This window comes from Hallella seregens ATCC 51272 (genome assembly GCF_000518545.1).
Taxonomy (GTDB): Bacteria; Bacteroidota; Bacteroidia; order Bacteroidales; family Bacteroidaceae; genus Prevotella; species Prevotella seregens.
Window position 1 is genome coordinate 46,175 of the sequence record NZ_KI912452.1, and the last position, 21,149, is coordinate 67,323.

The window sequence follows — 21,149 nt, forward strand, 5'->3', positions numbered from 1 at the left end:
TTATGTATCAAGAGATGAAAAGGATGCGGCACTTATATCGGATGCTCCTGCTGCTTGGTTGTGTCCTGCATACAAACGGGTTGATGAACGCCCAGTCCATTTCGCGCATGCGTTGTGAATATTCTGTTCGACCGATTTGCATAGATGCGTCTTCGCCACGTTTGACATGGAATTTCCAAGCTAATGGGGACTTTCGGCAGCGTAGCTATCGCATTCTTGTTGGTACGGATGCCACAAAACTTGCCGAAAAGGTTCCGGCAGGACTGGTGTGGGATTCGGGTATTGTCACGTCTTCTCTATCCCGGGCGGTCTATCGTGGAAAAGACTTGCAGCCGTTCACGCGCTATTATTGGCGTGTCATTGCTTGGGATCAGCGTGGGCGGCAAATCGATTCGCCGGTAGAAAGCTTTGAGACTGCCTTGATGCGAACGTCCGATTGGCGTGCACTCTGGATCACAGATGGTCGTCATCGGGACTTTGAGCCGGCCCCAATGTTTCGGAAGTCGTTCCAAGTGGATGGCGTGCATGTCAGGCAAGCCCGATTCTATTGCAGTGCGGCGGCCTATGGGTGTTTTAAGATCAATGGAAGTCCTGTTTCGCAAGACTTGTTGAATCCCGGATATACCCATTATGACAAGCGTAACCTTTACAGTGTCTACGACGTTGGCTCCTTGCTTCGGCAAGGTACCAATGTCATCAGTGCCGTGCTTGGCAATGGTTTCTATAACGAGATAGGCAAGGTGGCTACATGGGGATTTGAGTCGGCCCGCTGGCGCAATCGCGCCCGTATGACCTGCATGCTCCGCATGGAGATGGAAGACGGGACGGTCAGGGAAATCCTTTCGGACGGGAGTTGGAGGACGGCAGTAGGCCCTTATCTGGTCAACAACATCTATGCCGGCGACAAATATGATTCGCGTCTGGAAAAGAAAGGCTGGGAATTGGCCGGCTATGACGACAGTGGCTGGCAAGAGGCCATGGTAGTCAGTGCCCCCTCGCCTTTGCTTGCAGCCCAGAAAATGCCGGCCATACGGGTATCGGAGGAGTTGGGTGCCCAAGGGTTCCGGTCGCAGGGCGATACGCTTTTCATCTATGATTTTGGCAAGAACATTTCGGGTTTCTGCAAATTGCGCATCCAGGGCAATTCGGGAACGCAGGTCCGGCTCCAGCATGGCGAAATCAAACTGCCCAACAACCGACTGGAGGTGGGGAATATAGCCTGCTATTATTCTCCGATGGAAGACAAGGAATTCCAGACTGATACCTATATGCTCAACGGCGAGCTGCAAGAGCTTTCGCCCCAGTTTTGTTATCACGGCTTCCAGTATGTAGAGGTCAGGACCTCGCAGCCTGTACATCTGACCAAGGAAAGTCTGCGTGCCGAGTTCTTCCATACCGCTCTCGAGCCTGTGGGAATGTTTGAGTGTTCGGACGAGTTGTTCAACAAGTTGTCGGCAGCCACCCACGTGTCCTATCTCTCCAATCTGCAGAGCATTCCCACGGATTGTCCTCAGCGCGAGAAGAATGGCTGGACGGCCGACGCTCACATGAGCATGGACTTGGCCCTGCTCAACTATGACGGAATCCTGTTGTATGAGAAGTGGCTGGACGATTTTCTGGACAATCAGAACGATTCGGGCCGCATCTCCGGCATCATTCCCTCTGCCCAATGGGGATATGACGACTGGATTGGCCCTGTATGGGATGCCGCCATGTTCGGCATTCCCATGACGCTCTATTATTATTATGGTGACACGCGCCCGATAGAGAAGATGTGGCCGGCGTGCGTGAAGTATCTGAACTACCTGAAAGGTCGGGAAAATGCAGAGAAGACGGTGACTTATGGCATCGGCGACTGGGTGTACTACAAGACCCAGACACCAACCGATTATACGACCACCTGCTACTATTACTTTGACAACCGGCTGATGGCAGAATTTGCCCGATTGTTGGGAAAGGACGGAACGGCCTATGAACAGAAAGCGCAATATCTCAGACAACTGATTCAGTGCAAATACTTCGATCGTGAAAAGGCACTCTTTTCCAACGGTTCACAGGCAGCGCAGGGCGTGGCTCTCTATCTGGGGCTGGTGCCCAAGGAGTATGAACAGCGGGTGGCCGACAATCTCAGCCAGATGATTGCAGCCAACGGCGGGGCTCTTGACTGCGGCATGCTGGGCAGCAAGACCATTCTTCGCATGCTCTGCAAGTATGGTTATGCCGACCAGGCTTTCCAGATTGCCAACCGCACGGAGGCGCCCTCATGGGGCAACTGGATCAAGCGCGGGCTGACCTCACTGGCCGAGACGTGGAATCTCTCGCCAACCTTTAAGGACGCCTCGCTCAATCATGTCTTTTTAGGCGATATTCATGCGTGGATGTATCAGTATCTGGCCGGCATCAATTATGATGAGGCCCAGCCTGGTTTCAAGCATATCCTCTTGCAGCCCTATTTCGTGAAAGGACTCGACTGGGCCAGGGGATCGTATCGTTCACCGATGGGCATGGTTAAATCGGAGTGGGTGCGCAGGCACGGACGCATCGTGCTCGATGTGGAAATCCCTGCCAACACGTCTGCCACGCTCTCGGTTGATGGGAAGAAGCAGGAATTGCAAAGCGGACATCATCATTTTGTGTACGAGGAAACTAAAAATAAACATTAGACCATAGGCGATTATGCGACTGTCAGGATTATTGTTTCTGTGGCTGTTATTGGCTTTTCCGAAGACTGTAACAGAGGCTTGCGGACAGGTCATTACACTGAACGGAGAGTGGCAGCTTTCTTATTGGAAGCAGCCGGCGGCCCCCGTACGCTCGCCGGAGGGCATGCAGCGCATGGCTGCCAAGAGCATCCCGGCCACTGTGCCGGGCAATGTGGAGCTGGATCTTCTGCGGGCTGGTCTCATCAAGGATCCGATGATTGGCAACCACGTGAACGAGCTGCGCCAGTGGGAGGGCTATGAATGGTGCTTTAATCGCCGTTTCATTACGCCGCAATTGCGCGGCGATCAACGCGTAAACCTTTCGCTTTTAGGCGTAGATTGTCTGGCCGATATATGGTTAAACAGCCGCCATATAGGCTCCGTCGCAAACATGATGATAGAGCATGCTTTCGACATTACGGATGTGCTGAATCGGGATGGAACGGACAACACGCTGCAAATCATTATCCGTTCGGCCACCCTGGAGGGTCAGAACCGCCTGCTCGGCACGTTCAGCATTGGCGGTTTTGCGTCAGAAGAGTCGGCCTATATCCGCAAGGCTCCCCACACTTTTGGGTGGGACATCCTGCCTCGTCTGGTCAGTGCCGGTCTGTGGAGGAATGTAGAGCTCCGCGTGGTTCAGCCCGTCCGTTTTCGTAATGTTCATTATTATGTCAGCCAGATAGACACGGCATCCCGCCATGTACAGCTCTTCGCCGACGTGCAGGTGGCTATGCCCATGGAGCAGTTCGACCATGTCAGGGCCCGTCTCAGCTTGAGCCGTCATGGCAAGGTGGCCTATACGCTGGAGCAACCGGTTGTAACGCCGGCTTTCCGCTGCCAGTGGAGTCTCGAACATGCCGATTTGTGGTGGCCTCGCGGCCATGGAGAGCCTGCCCTTTACGATGTGAAGGCCGAGCTCGTCGATGAGAAAGGCCGGGTGCTGGCCTCCGACCGTCAACGGCTGGGGCTTCGCACCGTCTGCCTGGACCTGAACGACATGCACTCGGACAGCAGTCCCGGCCGCTTCAGATTCTTTGTCAACGATGAGCCTGTCTTTATCCACGGAACCAATTGGGTGCCTCTGGACGCTCTCCACAGCCGCGACACGATGCACGTGGACAAGATGATGGACATGGTGGCCGACCTGAACATCAATATGATACGCTGTTGGGGCGGGAATGTGTACGAAGACCATCATTTCTTTGACCGTTGCGACGAGCTTGGTGTTCTGGTGTGGCAGGACTTCGCCATGGGCTGTAACTTCTATCCCCAGCGCGACGATTTTGCACGTGCCGTCGAAGAAGAGGTGCAGAGCGTGGTGGTCAAGTTGCGCAATCACCCGTCGTTGGCCCTCTGGTCTGGCAACAACGAGAACGACATGATAGCCTATCAGACGTTGCGCAACTTTCATTTCGACCCCAATAGGGACAGGATAAGCCGTGAGGTGATACCAAGGGTGCTTTATGAATTTGACCTCACCCGTCCCTACCTGCCCAGCTCCCCTTATTATAGCGAGGCCGTCTATCGTCACGGCGGCGGCGACAGTCTGTTGCCGGAGAATCATTTGTGGGGGCCTCGGGGCTACTATAAGGATGCGTTTTATAGGAATGCGACGGCTGTGTTCTGTAGCGAGATAGGTTATCATGGCTGTCCTTGTGTGGAAAGTCTGCAGCAGATGTTCTCCAAAGATTGCGTATATCCTTGGACTCATGACTTTGAATGGAACGACGAATGGGTGACGAAGTCTGTGCGGCGGTTCCCTGTCTGGGGCAAGACTTATGACCGGAACAACCTGATGCTCAATCAGATTCGCTGTGTCTTCGGCGACGTGCCGCGAAAGCTGGACGACTTTGTCTATGCCTCTCAAAGTGTGCAGGCCGAGGCGATGAAATACTTCCTGGAGATGTGGCGGGGCCGTAAGTTCGATGACAAGAGCGGCATCATCTGGTGGAACCTGAAAGACGGGTGGCCTCTTCTGTCGGATGCCATCGTCGATTATTACTTCCGGAAGAAGCGTGCCTATGACTATCTGCGCCACGCCGAGCGTGATATATGCTTGTTTGTCAATGATGCAGCTTCCGGTTCCCTGTCTCTGATGGCGGTCAATGATACGCGCAGCGAGGTTCGGGGAGAAGTTACTGTCAGCGATGTGGAAAGTGGAAAGCATGTATTTCAGGGCCGCTTCCATATCCCTCGAAACGGAAAAGCTCTTGTGACTACATTGCCCGAACCTCATGGGCAGGGTGTGTATCTCATTCGATATGCCGTTGGCGGTCGCACATATGGCAACCATTTCCTCTATGGCAAACCGCCTTACGTGTTAAGCGACTATCGCAGATGGATGGAGAAGAGCCGTTTGTACGGCCAGTGATTCGCAACATATTATTTCATTCAAATACTCAATGCGTATGAAAGAGAACCTGATCGGAATAGACATTGGCGGTACCAAGTGTGCCGTGTCTTATGGTCGTTGGGAAGCGGATGAGCTTGTTGTTGTCGACAAGATCCGATTTGCGACGACCGAAGTCAATGAGACCATCGGGCGGATTTGCCAAAGTGTGTCTCGGATGCTTGATAAATATCAGTTGAATCGGGAGAATACAAGAGGCATCGGCATCTCTTGCGGCGGGCCGTTGTCGAGTCAGAAAGGGATCATCATGTCGCCCCCCAACCTGATAGGGTGGGATAACGTCTCTATTGTGAAGACAATAGAAGAACTGACCCACATTCCCACGCATCTGCAGAACGATGCCAATGCTTGCGCTTTGGCCGAGTTCCGCTTTGGTGCCGGCCGTGGTTCCCGCAACATGGTGTTCCTTACGCTTGGCACCGGCTTGGGGGCTGGTATCATCATTGATGGAAAATTGTACAGTGGCACCAACGACAATGCCGGTGAAGTGGGGCACATTCGCTTGGCCGATTTTGGCCCGGTGGGCTACGGCAAGAAAGGTTCGTTCGAGGGATTTACCAGTGGGGGCGGCATTGCACAGATTGCATGCTCTCTGATTATGGAGCAATGGCAGCAGGGAAATAGAGTCCCTTGGTGTGAGTATGGCGGTCTGGACAAGGTGACCACGCGGCTTGTTGCCGAGCAGGCCACCAAGGGCGATGCCGTGGCCAGGCATGCTTTCGATATTGCTGCGGAGTATCTTGGTCGTGGATTGGCCATTCTCATAGACACCTTGAATCCCGAGGTCATCGTTATTGGCAGCATTTTTACCCGTTGTGAGCATCTGCTCCGGCCCCGAATGCAGCAGGTTATCGATCGGGAGGCTTTGTCGTGCTCCCGTCAGGTGTGTGTAGTGAAACGCGCTGCCTTGGACGAACAGATCGGAGATTACGCCGCTTTGTCCGTGGCACTTGTTTAACCGTTTAAGCGTATGGCGATGAATGAATTGATAAAGAGCAGTTTGACTGAAGCCCACGAGGAACTGAAAGCCTTTATGTTGTGCGATTCCAATATTGCCGCAATAGGCGAGGCGGGGCATGTAATGGCTTGCACTCTGAAGAGTGGGCACAAGGTGATTAGTTGTGGCAACGGTGGATCGCTCTGCGATGCCACTCATTTTGCAGAAGAGCTGACGGGGCGTTACCGCCATGGTCGCCGTTCCTTGCCGGCGGTTGCTATCAACGACCCTGCTTATATGACCTGTGTAGGCAACGATTTCTCGTTTAATGATATTTTCGCCCGCTATGTTGAGGGGATAGGCGAGGAGGGTGATACATTGTTGGCCATCAGTACAAGCGGCAATTCTGAGAATGTGCTTCGGGCCGCACAGGCTGCCCATCGTAAGAAAATGAAGGTCGTGGGGCTCACCTCTACCGGCGGGAATCGGCTGACCTCCCTATCCGATGTTTCCATCTGTGCGCCTAAATCGGCCTATTCGGACCGCATTCAGGAAATCCATATCAAGGTCATCCACATACTCATACAACTTATAGAGGCAGAATTAGAAATAGCGGAACAGTAAAAAGGAGGAAGAGATGAAGACAGTCGAAAACCATTCAAGTTCAATGATGAGAATCCTCCCGGTTATGTTTGGATTCTTCATCATGGGTTTTGTCGATATTATCGGCATGGCCAATAACTATATTAAGCACGACTTTGCAGACCTGACAGATTCCATAGCCAACCTGATTTCCCTGTCCTGCTTTATCTGGTTCTTCTTGTGTGCCATTCCCACGGGCATGCTGATGAACAGGATTGGTCGGAAGAAGACGGTTGCGCTGAGCTTCTGTGTCACGGCCTTGGCCATGCTTGTTCCGCTGGCCGACTATAGTTTTGGCATGATGCTCGTCACATTTTCACTGGTGGGAATTGGCAATACCATTCTTCAGGTGGCACTCAATCCATTGGTTACGAATGTCGTCACGCCGAAGCAGCTGACGGGTACACTGACTTTGGGCCAGTTCATCAAAGCTGTGAGTTCTTTCCTTGGCCCCATCATCGTGGCTTGGGCAGTGGGTACGGCGTATGGATGGAAAATGATATTTCTATTTTATGCAGCCACTTCTTTGCTGGCCTTTGTGTGGCTTTGGGCAACCCCCATTCCCGAATCAGAGCCGTCTGCGCAGCCCAACGTCTCTTTTTTGATGACGCTCTCGCTGTTGAAAGACCCTTATATCTTGGCTTTTTTCTTGGGCATAGTTGTCCTTGTTGGCGTGGATGTCAGTATCAATCTCACGTTTCCCAAGCTCATGATGGAGCGTTGCGGCCTTCCGCTGAGCGAAGCCGGCATGGGCAACAGCGTCTATTTCTTTGCGCGCACGGTGGGTGCATTTGTCGGTGGACTCTTTCTGCTGCGAATGTCCGAGGTAAAATTCTATGTCTTTAGCATTTGGTTGGCATTGGTCGGCTTGCTGATGCTGGCTGTTTGCCAACCTATTGGGTTGGTATATCTGAGTATCGTTGTCTTTGGTCTCGGCTATGCCAACCTGTTCTCTATTATCTTCTCTCTTTCGATGAAGCGTTTGCCAAGCAGGGCCAACGAAGTGTCTGCATTGTTGATTGTCGGTCTTGTGGGTGGCGGCATACTGCCGCCGATACTGGGTCTGTGCACAGACAGCTTTGGGTCGCAGCTGGTCGCTGTCATCTTTTTGATTTGTATGTGGGGGTATATGTTCTGGCTGACGAGGCGTGTGAAAAGCGTAAGTCCTCTGTAAAGACGCTGAGGGCAGAGATGTGTACCGTGTGTTAATTTAATACTTGTGAATTATGAATGTAAGATGTTTGGTAATGATACCTTGTATGGCGGCTTTGTCAAGTGGCAGTGCTTATGCCAGTCATACAGGAAGTGGGATTCCCGATGCTGTTCGGAATGCGATAAGTGTAGCACATATTGCCCCTCAACAGCAAGGAAGACAGTCCCAAGGACGGGTGATTGACGAACAGGGCAACCCGATTATTGGTGCCACGGTCACTCAAAAAGGCACGACCAACCGCACCGTAACAGATACTGATGGCTATTTCACGCTGCAGGTGCCTCTGGGTGCAGCTTTGGTCATTTCCTATGTAGGATATGATGTCCAGGAGGTGAAGTCGGGCCGGCATATCAATGTCGTGCTGAAAGAAAGCGACAACCTGCTCAATGAGGTGGTGGCCGTGGGTTATGGCGTGCAGAAAGTTGGGACGGTGACGGGCTCGGTATCCCAAATTAAGTCGGATAAGATAACGGTGGCGCCCATTGGCAACGTGACCAACGCTTTGGGAGGACAACTCCCTGGTCTGATCACGAAGCAGGAATCCGGCATCCCGGGCCAGGACGATGCAGCCTTGTATATCCGTAATTTCAATGCTCCGCTCATTATTATAGATGGTGTTGAGGCTTCTCTCTCTGCGCTCGACCCCAATCAGATAGAAAGTATTTCCATTCTGAAAGACGGTGCGGCCTCTATTTATGGTGCCCGAGCCGGTAACGGCGTGATTCTGGTCACCACCAAACGGGGTGTGGCTGGCAAGATGAGGGTCGAAGCCAATGCGAGTTTCTCTTGGCAAGGCTCGTCCCATGTCATCAAACCGGCCACGTCGGCCCAGCGGGCCCAGTATCTGAACGATGTTTGGATTTATGGCGGCAACGACCCCTCGGGTGCACCATACACCGACGAAGAAATCGAGTTGTTCAAGAAAGGAACGGATCCCAACTACCTGAACACCGACTGGTTTGCTGCGAGCGTCCGCTCCTTGGCTCCCATGCAGAACCATAATGTCAGTCTGTCGGGCGGTACAGACAAACTGAAATATTTCAGCTATTTCGGCTATGGCCGGCAGGAGACCCTGCTTAAGACCAATGGCGGCCGCTACGAGCACATGAATATCATGACCAATGTCGACGTAGAGATCGCCCCGCGGCTCACTGCTTCTGTGGATCTTAAGTATTACAAGCAGCAGCGACTCTACCCGGCCGCCTGTGATGGAATGTCTACTCCCGATAACTTCTGGCGTGACATGATCTATGCCGCCGACCCGCAGTATCCGCTTTCACTGCCCGACAAGACCAAACTGGCCTACGCCGGCATCACCTACGGCAGTCCGATTTATGGCACGAATATCGAACTCAGTGGCTATCAGAACCTGAAAAAGAATATTACGGCCGTTCATGGTGGCCTGAAATATGAGTCCAAGTTCGTGCCTGGATTGGATGCCCGCGGCTATGTAACCTATACACACACCGAGGATGGCAGTAAAGTATTCAAGAAGCAACAGTCTTTTTATACCTATAATGCAGAGACTGGAGAGTATACTTTCTCGCGCAAGTCCCAGGATCCGATGCGGATGAGCATGAGCAATTCCGACGACAATCACACCAACATGCAGCTGTCGCTGAATTACAACCGTACGTTCAAGGAAGCCCATACCATCAATGTGCAGGCCATATACGAGTACGACCTCTTCCGCAACACCGGTTTTAACGGCAGTCGCGAGGGTTTCAAGTCTTATGTGCTGAACGAATTTTTTGCCGGCGACCCTTCCACGTCGAACATTGCCTCGGGTTCTGCATCGGTTGGTCGCGTCAGTTGGATTGGCCGCCTGAACTACAATTACAAAGATTGCTATCTGTTCGAGGGCATTCTCCGTGCAGATGCTTCTTCGCGCTACGCCAAGGGCAGTCGCTGGGGCTATTTCCCCAGTGTGTCTGTGGGCTGGAATGTGGCCAACGAGCCTTTCATGAAGCCGCTCAAGATGGTCGATTTGCTGAAAGTTCGCCTGAGTTATGGAGCTTCGGGCGACGACGGCATTGCCAACTTTGCTTTCCTTACCGGATACTTCTACGACAATTCTTATACGTTTGGCAACAGCTTGACCTCCGGTCTTCTGGCCACGGGCCTCCCCAATCCCAATCTCACTTGGGAGAAGATGGCCATCACCAACTTGGGCATCGACTATGGATTGTGGAATCGTAAGCTCTATGGCAGCTTCGACATGTTCCGTCGTCACCGCACGGGAATCCCCGGCCAGCGCTCATCTTCGGTTCCTTCTACCTTTGGTGCCAACCTCCCGGTGGAGAATCTCAACAGCATCAATACCGACGGATTTGAGTTCAGCATGGGCACGGCAGGGAGCATAAGCGGCTTCAGCTACGATGTCAGCGCCAACATATCGTATGCTCGGGCCAAGTGGGCCAAGTACGATCAGGCCAAGTTCACCGACCCCGACCAGGACCGTCTCTATCGTCTGGAGGGCAATTACACCGACCGCCGCTTCGGCTATGTGTTCGACGGGCTCTTCACTTCCCAAGAAGAAATCGACAATTGGGACTGCACCTATGACATCCTCAACAACGACAACAAGACCCTGCGCCCCGGCGATGCCAAGTACAAGGACCTCAATGGCGACCATGTCATCAACTGGCGCGACCAGAAAGAGATAGGCAAGGGCACCACGCCCCACTGGATGTATGGCATCAATTTCAAGTTCTCGTACAAGGGTTTCGACCTTCAGGGCCTGTTCCAAGGCGCATGGGGATATACGACCTACGTGGTACTCGACGGTTGTGAGACGGAATTGAAATACAAGAGCATGTGGCGTGAGGACAATAACGACCCGCGGGCATACACCCCGCGTCCGGGCGGCATTGCATCGGTAAACTGGCTCTATTCCGATTATCGCAACCACAACACCTCCTACCTGCGGCTGCGCGACGTGGCATTAGGCTATTCGCTTCCCAAGTCGGTGGTCATGGGATGGGGCTTGGAGCGCGTGAGATTCTATGTGGCAGGTACCAATGTGTTCACGTTGAGCAATCTCAACAAATATGGTGTCGACCCCGAGATGTCCGAAGGGCATTATGCAGGCATTGGCTATCCGCAGCAGTACACGTTCAGCTTCGGCGTGAACCTGAGTTTTTAAGACTGTAGCAGCAGAAAAGACAACTTCAAACTTTAGAATTATGAAAACGAAGATACATTTAGCCCTCCTGGCTTTCACCATGGCATCTTTTGCTTCATGCACCGACGTGCTGGACCAGATTCCCTCCGATCGTTATACCGACGCTGTTGTCTGGAACGACGAAACCTTGATTCTTCAGCATTTGGCCCAGCTCTATGCCTATACGCCGGTCATGGTGCAAGACTGTCCGGCCTCGGCTTCCACATGGAATGGGGCCACCCTCAACCGCGATGACAACAGCTGGGGAGTGTGGATGGGCCAGAGCGAGCAGATAGAGGGCTCGACCCGTTCCTTGGAAATGGCAGACGAGTGCAAGTACAATTTTGGTGCCCAAACCGATTTCAACCAGCTCAAACGGTATGGCTATCAAGTGAATGACACCTATTTCCAGTGGTGGGGAAATGCCTATTACCAGATTCGCAACCTCAACAATTTCATGGACCAGATGGATAAGTCGACCTTGCAAAACAAGGAGGAACTGAAGGGCGAGGCTCGCTTCTTGCGCGCATTCTGCTATTTTGCCATGGTCAAGCGCTACGGCGGCGTGCCTCTGGTAACTGCTGTACAGGCCATCGATGCCGATTCCACGGTGCTCTATCTTGCCCGTAGTTCGGAAAAGCAGTGCTACGATTTCATCATTGACGAGTGCGAGCAGGCTGCTCGGGTGCTTCCTGCCCGGCAAGAGACCGGGCGGGCAAGCAAATGGGCCGCCTATGCTTTGGAGAGCAGAGCATCCCTCTTTGCTGGCAGTATTGCCCAATGGGGCCAACAGCAACTCGACGGATTGCTGGGATTTGCGCCGGCAGATGCCAACAAGTATTACCGGATATGCGTGGATGCTTGCAACAAGATTATGGAGAGTGGCAACTTCTCACTCTACAATCAGGATGCCGATAAGGTCACCAATTATCGGAACATTTTCTTGAAGAAAGACAATTCCGAGTCTATCATGGCATGGCGTCACACCGGTCCCAGCTGGATGGCAGGCGGCACCGGTCTCTGGTCTTGGGACATGTGCGAATGTCCTCGACCCAACGTGTGGGGCGTGGGCAATTACCATTGCCCCTACCTCGACTTCGTAGAATTGTTCGAGTGTGTCGATGGCACGCCGGGCAAACTCGAGTTCGATCCCAACAAGAGCTACACGATGGCCGAACTCTTTGGCAACCGCGACCCACGCTTGGCAGCCAACGTCTGGACCAACGGCACACCGTGGCCCAACGGCGTGGGCGGCGTGTGCTTCGGACAAGACCATGTAGACATGCACCGGGGCATCATGAAACCCAATGGTGTTGTGGAGAGCAGCCGCTTCGGATCGTACAAGGGCATCGGTGCCATTGGCGACCAGCTGGCGCGTGTGGTCGAGTACAGTTTGCTGAATACGGGTTTCGGGGTACGTAAGTATCTGGACGATGATGCCGATGTTCAGAGCTGGTTCTGCACCTCAACCACCGATTATCAAATCTTCCGCTATGCCGAGATTCTGCTCAATCAGGCCGAGGCTGCCTTTGAATTGGGAGACAATGCCGTGGCTTTGCGCAATGTGAACCAGATTCGCAGCCGGGCCGGCATCGTACAACTGGCGGGTATCACACGCGACCAGCTGCGCCACGAGCGCACCATTGAGCTTTGTTTCGAGAACCATCGTTACTGGGATTTGCGCCGGTGGCGCACGGCCGAACAGGTATTGTCCACTTCGCATCAGGGACTTACCTATATTCTCGACCCGTCTTCGCTGCTGGATGCCAAGGACAAAATCATTCCGGGGGCCACGCCTAAGTTCTATCTCCGCGTGGTCGAGTACATAGACGGAGCCAACGAAACACCCGTCTTCCCTGCCAAGAACTATTATTGGCCGGTGGGCAATGCCCGCATCGCCCAGAATCCGAATCTTGTCGAAAATCCGGGTTATGCCAACTAATGCGAAGTACAGGCAATGGACAAAGTCAGAAAAATAAAAACGATATGGCGGTTTCTCCTGGTGGTGGGGCTTTGTATGTCCACCATCGGGGAGGCCTTGGCGCAGAACAGCTTCAAGCTGGGCCGCCGCGTGCCAGACGTTGAGAGATGGATCAAGAGTGCCTTTGCCCGTGGCAGGGTGCCGCCATTCTCGTTCGTCTACGACGGCCAATCCTCGGCCTCGTTCATCAGGTCGTGGACTTATCAGGCCGTGGCGCACGGCCGTACAGCCCCCGGTCAAGTGGCCTACACATTCACTTACACCCATCCTCAAGACGGTCTCCGGGTGAGCTGCGACGTCACCGGCTATCCAGATTATGGTAGCGTGGACTGGATATTGCGCGTAGAGAACACGGGCACCACCGACTCCCGGCCCCTGCAGCAGGTACAGGCCATCGACCTGTCCCTGCGCTATGGCCGCCCGGGCCGCTTCCTCATGAATTACCTGGAGGGCAACCAGATCAGCCCGGCAGACTTTCAACCCCGGCAGATCACACTGCCTACGGGCCAGCCCGTCGGCATGTCGCCCGAGGGAGGACGCTCCAGCCAGGGCAAGTACACCCCATTCTTCTGCATCACTTCCCCGCAGGGTGGTGGTGTCGTGCTGAGCATTGGGTGGACTGGCAACTGGCTGGCCGAGGTCTGCGCACAGAGTGATCGCGAGGTCAGCTTGGTGGCGGGGCAGAAGCGAATCAGCCTCTACCTCCATCCCTCCGAGCAGATTCGCACCCCCCGCATCAACCTGATGTTCTGGGAGGGACAGGACTATCTGGATGGCACCAACCAGTTTCGCCGGCTGGTGCTGGCTCACAACAGCCGCCGTGTAGACGGGCAAGTGGCCTGGTATCCGTTCTCCACGGGGTTCAATTATCACGAGCCCCAGCCCATGCAGGAGTATTCCTGCCTCACCCGGCAGTATGCCATTGCCATGGTGAAGCGCAACTATCGCTTCGGCATCCGCCCGGAGGTGTTCTGGCTCGATGCGGGCTGGCATCAGGACGCCGGCGATTATCAGTATGGGCGCAACTGGGCCAACACCACGGGCAACTGGACGGTCGACACCACACGCTTCGGTCATACGCTCCGGCCCATAGCCGACGAGATTCACCGCCATGGGGCCAAGTTCATGGTGTGGTTCGAGCCCGAGCGTGTGGTGGACGGCACGCAGTGGGCCGTCGAGCACTTCGACTGGATGCTGCGCCACCCCAAAGGGGGCGATTGGCTGCTCTTCAACCTGGCCAACCGCGAGGCCTGCGACTGGCTGTGCCGGTATTATGGCGACATGATAGCCCGGAACGGCATCGACTACTACCGGCAGGACTGCAACATCGAGCCCGAAAAATACTGGGAGGCTAACGACGAGCCGGGTCGCGAGGGCCTCACCGAGATTCGCTACATCGAGGGGCTTTATCGCTTTTGGGACTATCTGTTGCAGCGTTTCCCACAGTTGCTGATAGACAATTGCGCCAGCGGCGGTCGCCGGATAGACTGGGAAACCATGGGCCGGAGCGCCCCGCTCTGGCAGAGCGACTACTATCACTATTATGCCACCGAGGGCCTCCAGACGCAAAACTACGGGCTCAACCTCTTCGTGCCGTTCCATGGCACGGGTGTCGTTACGGCCGACGCCTATGCGGCTCGCTCCAGCTACAGCTCGGCCATGGTGTGTCATTGGAAGCTGACAACCAAGCAAACCAACCTGGAAACCGTGCATCGCTGCATCGACGAATACCAGTCGGTCAGACCTTATTATATAGAGGACTATTACCCGCTGACGGGCAGCAACACGGCTACGGACGCCAACAGCTGGATGGCCTATCAGCTCCACCGCCGGTCAGACGGCACGGGCATCGTCGTGGCTTTCCGTCGCCCCGAGTGCCAGGACAGCACCACCGTGGTTCGGCTGCGGGGTCTGCGCGAGGGCGGCAGCTACGAGCTGGTCAACGCCGACACCGGGGAGACCACCGTTTGCACCGGCCGCTCGCTGTCCGACGGGCTGGTGCTCCGTTTGGGCACCCCGCGCTCTTCGCTGCTGTTCCGATATAAAGAGGTGGGGCAGCAAAGTTCATTCTAAACAGTTTGGCACGTTATGAAGACTATCCGTTTATACCGATTTCTGGCATGCTGCTTCTGTCTGGTCATGCCGTTTTTGCTGAAAGCGCAGACGGCCATCGACTTCCGGGGCGAGAGGATGGACGTGGGGCGGTGGGCGGCAACGCATTTTGCCCGTCATGGCGAGCATCCCTTCTCGTTCACCTACGGAGGGCGCGCCTCGGCCACATTCCTCAAGGGCTGGTCCTATACGGTCAGCCGGCGCATGTCTCCATTGTCCGATGTGACCAATACGGTCTACACCTACACCGCCCCCGACCGCTCGTTGCGGGTGGACTGCGACGTCAAGCTGTACCGTCGGCAGCAGACCGTCATGTGGACGTTGCGGTTCACCAATATCGGCCAACGCCCGTCGCAGCCCATAGCCCAGGTGAAAACCACCGACCTGTCGCTGCAAAACCGCGGGCGGCAGCCGTTCACCGTCCACTATGCCAAGGGCAGCAATGCCGACCCCGACGACTTCGCGCCGCGCCAGACCGTGCTGTCGGGCGATGCCGGGCTCTCGCTGCGGCCGGTAGGCGGCCGGTCGAGCCAGGGCAACTTCCCGTTTTTCAACCTCGACACCGGCCGTGGCCAAGGCGTGATTGCCGCCATTGGGTGGACCGGTACATGGATGGCCGACTTCCGTTCCACGGCTCCCGGTCGCATGTCCATGGTGACGGGCATTGAGCGTCTGAACACTTGGCTGAAGCCGGGCGAGAGCATCCGGTCGTCGAGTGCATGCCTGTTGTTCTGGCAAGGAGAAAACCATGTAGACGGCCAGAACCAGTGGCGGCGCTTCGTGCTGTCCTGTCTCACGCCGCGTGTGGACGGGCGTCCGGTCTGTTATCCGCTGACCACGAGCTTCAATTATGGCGACCCCTATCCCTGCAATGAGTACACCTGTCTGGACGAGGACTATGCCATCGCCCTGGTGCAACGGTACAAGCAGTTCAACTTGGCTCCCAAAGTGTTCTGGCTCGACGCCGGATGGTATGCCGAGTCGGCCCGCGTCAAGGAGGGCTGCAACTGGTACAACACGGTGGGCAACTGGACGGTCGACCGCGACCGGTTCCCCAACGGGCTCAAGCCCGTGAGCGATGCCGTGCATGCCATCGGCTCGGAACTGATGGTATGGTTCGAGCCCGAGCGCATCTTCAAGGGCTCGCAGTGGAGCAAGGAGCTGCCCAAGGCATGGCTGATCGATGGTGGGCCGCAGACCGAGTCGTATCTCTTCAACCTCTGCGACACGGCGGCCGTGGCCTGGCTGAGCCGCTACATCAACCGGTTCATGGACGAAAACGGGATAGACCACTACCGCCAGGACTACAACATAGAGCCGGCGGGGTTCTGGGCTGCCAACGACGAGCCGGGCCGTGAAGGTGTCACCGAGAACCACTATATGGAGGGACTCTATGCCTATTGGGACAATATTCTGAAGCACCATCCCCATGGTTTCATCGACAACTGTGCCGGGGGCGGCCGCCGGCTCGACCTCGAGACCATACAACGGAGCGCTCCGCTCTGGCGCACGGACTATCGCTACGGCGAGCCCGTGGGCTACCAAACCCACACTTTCGGCCTTGCCCTGTGGCTGCCGCAGACGGGCACGGGTGTCATGGGCAGCGACAAGTTCTCGTCGCGGTCCAGTCTGAGCACCACCGTGGTCTACGACTGGAAGATTACGGAGCCGGAGTTCAACCTGACGGAAGTGCGCCAACTCATGGACGAATACGAGGAGCTGCGCCCCTACTACTTCGAGGACTATTATCCGCTCACCGGTACAGACCGCGTCCTGGGCGACAGCATCTGGCTGGCCTACGAGCTCAACCGGCCGTCGGGGCAGGACGGTGTGGTGGTGGCTTTCCGCCGGGCCAGTGCCCCGGACAGCAGCTGCACGGTGCGGCTGCGCGGTCTCGACCCCCGGCTCACCTACACCCTGACCGACCGCGACTCCCGCCGCAGCTTCACGCAGACCGGTGCACAGCTGGCCCGTGGGCTGAGGCTTGTGCTGCCGCAGCCGCGCTCCAGCCTCATTCTGACCTATACGGCCAATCCCGCGGCCCGTCCTGCGCAGCTGGCCGTGGCCGATCCCAACCCTCAAAAGGTGGTGGGCATGGGTGTGGAATTCGACCCGCACTTCCTCTCGCAGAACGTCACCCGCAGTGAAGGCTGCCGGGCCGAAGACTGGGACAGCGTCATCTGTCGGCGCGTGGCCGAAATGCAGGTGCAGCGTTTTCGCGTCATGGTGCTGCCGTCGTGGTACGAACCGCAGAACGACGATGCCGATGCCCACCACATCCGTGCCGCCGGCTTCACCTGGGAGAGCCGTGAGATGCAGTCGCTCTATGCCGAGCTGGACCTGGCGCAGCGGCTGGGCATACAGGTCAACCTCACGGTGTGGGGGGCCGAGCGCAACCATTTTCTCGCGCAGGGCAACGACGGCGACTGGGTGGTGGCATCCACCAATCTGGAGGAGTGGGCCGAGAACATCTCGGCCTTGGTGCAGCATCTGCTGCACGACAGGCACTACAGCTGCATTCGGGAGATAACGCCCGTGAACGAGCCCGACTGGGCTTTCATCCATAACGGCCGGAAGTCTACGCCCGATCCCTATATCCGGATGTGCCGGGTGCTCGACGCCCGCTTTCGTCAGGACGGCATTCGCGACAAGGTGGACTTCTGTCTGGCCGACAATTCCGACGGCGGCATGGGCACCCACAAGTATCTGCAGGCCTGCACCCGCGGGCTGGCCGACGTGGCCGACGGGTTCAACAGTCACACTTACATCTTTGGCTACGACACGCCCAACTCCGTCATCTACCATTGGGAGTGGGAAAATTGCCAGCTGGCTGGCCGTGCGGGCAAGCCGCATTTCGTCGGCGAGTTTGGCGGAAACCAGTGCGTAGGCTCCACGCGCCAGCGCGACATCAACCTCTACGAACGGGGCGTGCTGCTGGTCCGCATCGCCATCAACTGCCTGCAGGCCGGGGCGTCGGGGTTGAGTTACTGGAGTCTGCTCGACCAGTACTACGGTCGGCAGAGCGACTACAACGCCATGCAGCAGCTGGGATTGTGGAAGAGTGTCTGGAAGGCTTACGAGGGCGACTCCCTCTATCAGGGCCTGCACACCGACTATGAAGTGCGTCCGCAATACTACGCCTACTCGCTGCTCACGCGCTTTGTCCGCAGTGGCGCCGAGGTGTACCCCATTCCGACCAACGACGAGTTCTATGCCGGCATGGCCTTGAAAAACACAGACGGCCGCTGGACCTACGTGTTTGCCAACGCCCATGCCACCCCACGGCACATCCGGCTGTCCAACCGCCGGGCTCCGAAAGGCACGTTCGAGGTCTACCGCTACGTGCAGCAGGAGCTGCCCACAGACGGCCGACAGATTCAAGCTGCCGCGCAGCGACTGCGCGGCCAGACCGAGCTGGACTATGTGTTACCGGCCAGTTCGGTTGTAGTTTTCTATCAGACGACATTTTGATTGTTCATGGTAAGTCTGATACCGTGGCGGATAGGTCAAATGGCGATTTGGCATATCCGCCTTTTTTGATGGTGTATTTATAAGAGATTTCAGGCTGTTATAGGCTGCTATATGCTGCATGGATAAGATAACTGCGGCGTATTCGTGGGATGTTTGCGGCGTTATCGCGGTGCGTTTACGGCGTAGACGTCGGGCGATTCCACCGTATTTATTTTACGATCACGGCGTTTTTGTTTCGTGATGGCATTGTTTTCATTTTGCCGTTTCTCGGTTTTGGCCGGCCCAGTGGTGGAATACGGGCTGTGGGGCATTGGCGTAACGGCAAGTCATCGGGGGATGAAACGGAAACCTCCCCTCCCGGTTGAGGGGGAGGGGAGGCGGAGAGGATGGCTCCGGGGCCAAGCCCGACAAGGGCGGTGGCCGGCGGGAACCGGGGCGCGTATCGGGACTTACCGCTGGATGTGCTTGCGGCCGTTCCTGATGACCACGCCTCGATAGCTCTTGCCCACGCGCTGTCCGGACAGGTTGTAGGCGGGGCCGTCGGTGCGGTCACGGTCGAGCTGGCTGATGCCGTCGGTGGTGGTCGATACAGACATCGGGGCCGTCTGCTCCGTGTTGCCCACCCAGTCTACGGCGAGGGCATAGAAACTGTAGTCGGCCTTGTCGCCCTTCGGAACAGGATAGGCGAACCGCCCGTTGTTGCTGATGCCGGCGAGGTTGTAGTCGCCGCCGTTCCTGGACACGTAGTAGTAGTAACTGCTGGTGCCCGAGGCGGCGTCGGCGGCCGTGCAGTTCACGCTGATGGCCGTGTCGCCGTCGGCAAACGTGGCCGCGCCCATGGTCGTCACGGGAGCCGTGAGATCGAGTGTGTTGACATAAGTATTGGTTTCGATTGGTTGGTTCTTGTCGAAGATGATGGTCGCCTTGTTGGCAATGCGCGTGCCGTCGGCGAGTCCCGGCTTGAGGTTGACCGAGAAGCTGACGTAGCCCTCGCCCTCGGGAGCCTTCACGTTGGGCGGCAGCTCGATGCCCTTGATGTCCCACACGAGCTTGTTGCCCTCGCGCGTCATGGACCAGTTGTAGCCCTGGTCGTGTGAAGTGGGCCCAAAGCTGACGCTGTTCACGTCGAACACGTTCTCGTCGAGCTCGTCGAACACCCGAACGCGCCAGGCCGGTGCGCCGGCCTCGGCCTTGTTCTCGAAGAGGATGCGGTAGTCCACGGTGCGCGTGTCGGCGATGTAGTGCTCTTCGCCGCTACCGGCCGGGCCCACCATCTCGTTGGGGTCGAAGGAGGCCACGATGTCGGTGCAGCCCACCTGGCCGGCCGTTACCTTCATGTTGGACTTGGGATTGATGAGTCCCGTCTCCACGGCACACCAGTATTCCCAGCGCAGCCGTATGGTGCTGGCAAAGGTGCTCAGCGTCTCGAGCAGGCCGCCGACCGTGGCAATGGGCTTCAGCACGGGCACCTTGTCCATGGTTTCGGTGATGATGGTCTTGGTGACGTTGCGTGCGGAGAAGTCGGGTTTGAAGCCCTTGCGCTCGGTGATGTAGTAGTTGGAGGGGAGGCCCTTGGCGCGGGCGAGCTCTCGTTTCTGGTCGTCGGGCAGGGCAAGCTCCTCGGCGATGAACTCCTTGGCGGCGTCGCTGGTGATGGCTTTGGTCACGGCATAGCTGAGTGCGCATACGCCCAAGGCCACCGTGGTGCCCACAATGCGCTGTGGCTTGGCATAGGAAATGTCGCCCACGCCCTCGGCCACGATGGTGAAGCCGCACTGTTCGTAGGGAGCAAGGCTGGGAATCCAGAATGCGGCCACGGGCGATCCGTCGTACATGATGCTGTCCATGGGCATGTAGATGCGGCGTCCGTTGTCGTAGATGTAGGCGCCGAGCAGTTTCACGTCGTTGTTGGCCACGGCGCAGAGCATGAAGTTGCCGGTTGGTTCGCCCGTGACGTTCTTGGCCGTGACTTGATATTCGGTGGGCACGCCCTTGCGCACGGCGTTGCGTCCGGTGAAGGTGACGCGGATGGGCGAGCCCTTCTCGGCCTGATGCACGCCGTTGCAGATGAGGTAGCCGCCTTGTCCGGAGCTGCGCGGCACGCATACGTAGTAGTTGGCCTGAGCGTCGTCGGCCGTGAAGTTGAGCACGCCGGCGCTGCGTTCAAAGCGCTGCGAGGCTATTTGGACCATCTGCTCGCTGCCGGCCGCTTGCTTCAGCACGCGTACCACACCGATGTTGAGCGCGTAAAGGTGGAGGGTGTCCACGCCAATCTCCACATAGCCCACGGCATCCTGGGGCTTGCGGATGACGTACCAGTCTTCCGTGTCTTTCTTGCGGATGCCGTAACCCAGCGTGGCCTGCAGCGGTTTGCCCGGTTCGAGCACGCGGGCGTGCTGCCAGTCGTCGGCGTCTTCTGCGCCCTCGTCATAGGGATTCTTCTCAAACTGGCAGTTCAGCGTGTAGCCGCCGTAGCCGTCGTAGCGGTTGATGTCGAAATAATAGGTGCCTGCGG

General features: G+C 56.4%; 10 protein-coding genes. 9 read left to right on the forward strand and 1 reads right to left on the reverse strand.

The annotated features are described in order from the left end of the window. Positions 1-2: 2 nt before the first annotated feature. The 9 genes from L888_RS0112050 to L888_RS0112090 all read left to right on the forward strand — a co-directional run bounded on the left by L888_RS0112050 (position 3) and on the right by L888_RS0112090 (position 18,634). Positions 3-2,663: a family 78 glycoside hydrolase catalytic domain gene (locus L888_RS0112050; protein WP_027953070.1), complete on the forward strand. Its 2,661-nt coding sequence runs from the start codon at positions 3-5 to the stop codon at positions 2,661-2,663. A 13-nt stretch (positions 2,664-2,676) separates the two neighbouring features. After that, positions 2,677-5,076, forward strand: a complete 2,400-nt coding sequence (locus L888_RS0112055; protein WP_044249416.1) for a glycoside hydrolase family 2 protein — start codon at positions 2,677-2,679, stop codon at positions 5,074-5,076. Between the two features lie 37 nt (positions 5,077-5,113). Further along, a complete protein-coding gene (locus tag L888_RS0112060) occupies positions 5,114-6,073 on the forward strand; it encodes an ROK family protein (protein WP_027953072.1) in 960 nt (319 codons plus the stop codon). Positions 6,074-6,085: 12 nt separating this feature from the next. Next, entirely contained in the window at positions 6,086-6,676 is a 591-nt protein-coding gene (locus L888_RS0112065; protein WP_390183264.1) for an SIS domain-containing protein, read from the forward strand. A 13-nt stretch (positions 6,677-6,689) separates the two neighbouring features. Next, positions 6,690-7,868: an MFS transporter gene (locus L888_RS0112070; protein WP_005845208.1), complete on the forward strand. Its 1,179-nt coding sequence runs from the start codon at positions 6,690-6,692 to the stop codon at positions 7,866-7,868. 214 nt (positions 7,869-8,082) lie between these two features. Next, on the forward strand, positions 8,083-11,052 hold the full coding sequence (locus L888_RS0112075; RefSeq protein ID WP_075261876.1) for a SusC/RagA family TonB-linked outer membrane protein: 2,970 nt from the start codon (positions 8,083-8,085) through the stop codon (positions 11,050-11,052). A gap of 40 nt (positions 11,053-11,092) precedes the next feature. Continuing rightward, positions 11,093-13,012 (forward strand): RagB/SusD family nutrient uptake outer membrane protein, encoded by a 1,920-nt coding sequence (locus L888_RS0112080; RefSeq protein ID WP_005845204.1) that lies wholly within the window; start codon positions 11,093-11,095, stop codon positions 13,010-13,012. A 15-nt stretch (positions 13,013-13,027) separates the two neighbouring features. Next, the gene (locus L888_RS0112085; protein ID WP_027953075.1) at positions 13,028-15,124 is read left to right on the forward strand and encodes a glycoside hydrolase family 36 protein; all 2,097 of its coding nucleotides are present in this window, start codon (positions 13,028-13,030) and stop codon (positions 15,122-15,124) included. 15 nt (positions 15,125-15,139) lie between these two features. Then, entirely contained in the window at positions 15,140-18,634 is a 3,495-nt protein-coding gene (locus L888_RS0112090; RefSeq protein WP_027953076.1) for an alpha-galactosidase, read from the forward strand. A 449-nt stretch (positions 18,635-19,083) separates the two neighbouring features. Here L888_RS0112090 and L888_RS13765 read toward each other — a convergent pair. Continuing rightward, positions 19,084-21,149, reverse strand: a 2,066-nt coding sequence (locus L888_RS13765) for a DUF7619 domain-containing protein (protein WP_044249420.1), incomplete at its 5' end; no start/stop codon positions are given.

What these genes read in the sequence shown, in the direction of transcription:
- L888_RS0112050 (WP_027953070.1), top strand. Translation starts at nt 3, where the DNA reads ATGTATCAAGAGATGAAAAGGATGCGGCACTTATATCGGATGCTCCTG.
- L888_RS0112055 (WP_044249416.1), top strand. Translation starts at nt 2,677, where the DNA reads ATGCGACTGTCAGGATTATTGTTTCTGTGGCTGTTATTGGCTTTTCCG.
- L888_RS0112060 (WP_027953072.1), top strand. Translation starts at nt 5,114, where the DNA reads ATGAAAGAGAACCTGATCGGAATAGACATTGGCGGTACCAAGTGTGCC.
- L888_RS0112065 (WP_390183264.1), top strand. Translation starts at nt 6,086, where the DNA reads ATGGCGATGAATGAATTGATAAAGAGCAGTTTGACTGAAGCCCACGAG.
- L888_RS0112070 (WP_005845208.1), top strand. Translation starts at nt 6,690, where the DNA reads ATGAAGACAGTCGAAAACCATTCAAGTTCAATGATGAGAATCCTCCCG.
- L888_RS0112080 (WP_005845204.1), top strand. Translation starts at nt 11,093, where the DNA reads ATGAAAACGAAGATACATTTAGCCCTCCTGGCTTTCACCATGGCATCT.
- L888_RS0112085 (WP_027953075.1), top strand. Translation starts at nt 13,028, where the DNA reads ATGGACAAAGTCAGAAAAATAAAAACGATATGGCGGTTTCTCCTGGTG.
- L888_RS0112090 (WP_027953076.1), top strand. Translation starts at nt 15,140, where the DNA reads ATGAAGACTATCCGTTTATACCGATTTCTGGCATGCTGCTTCTGTCTG.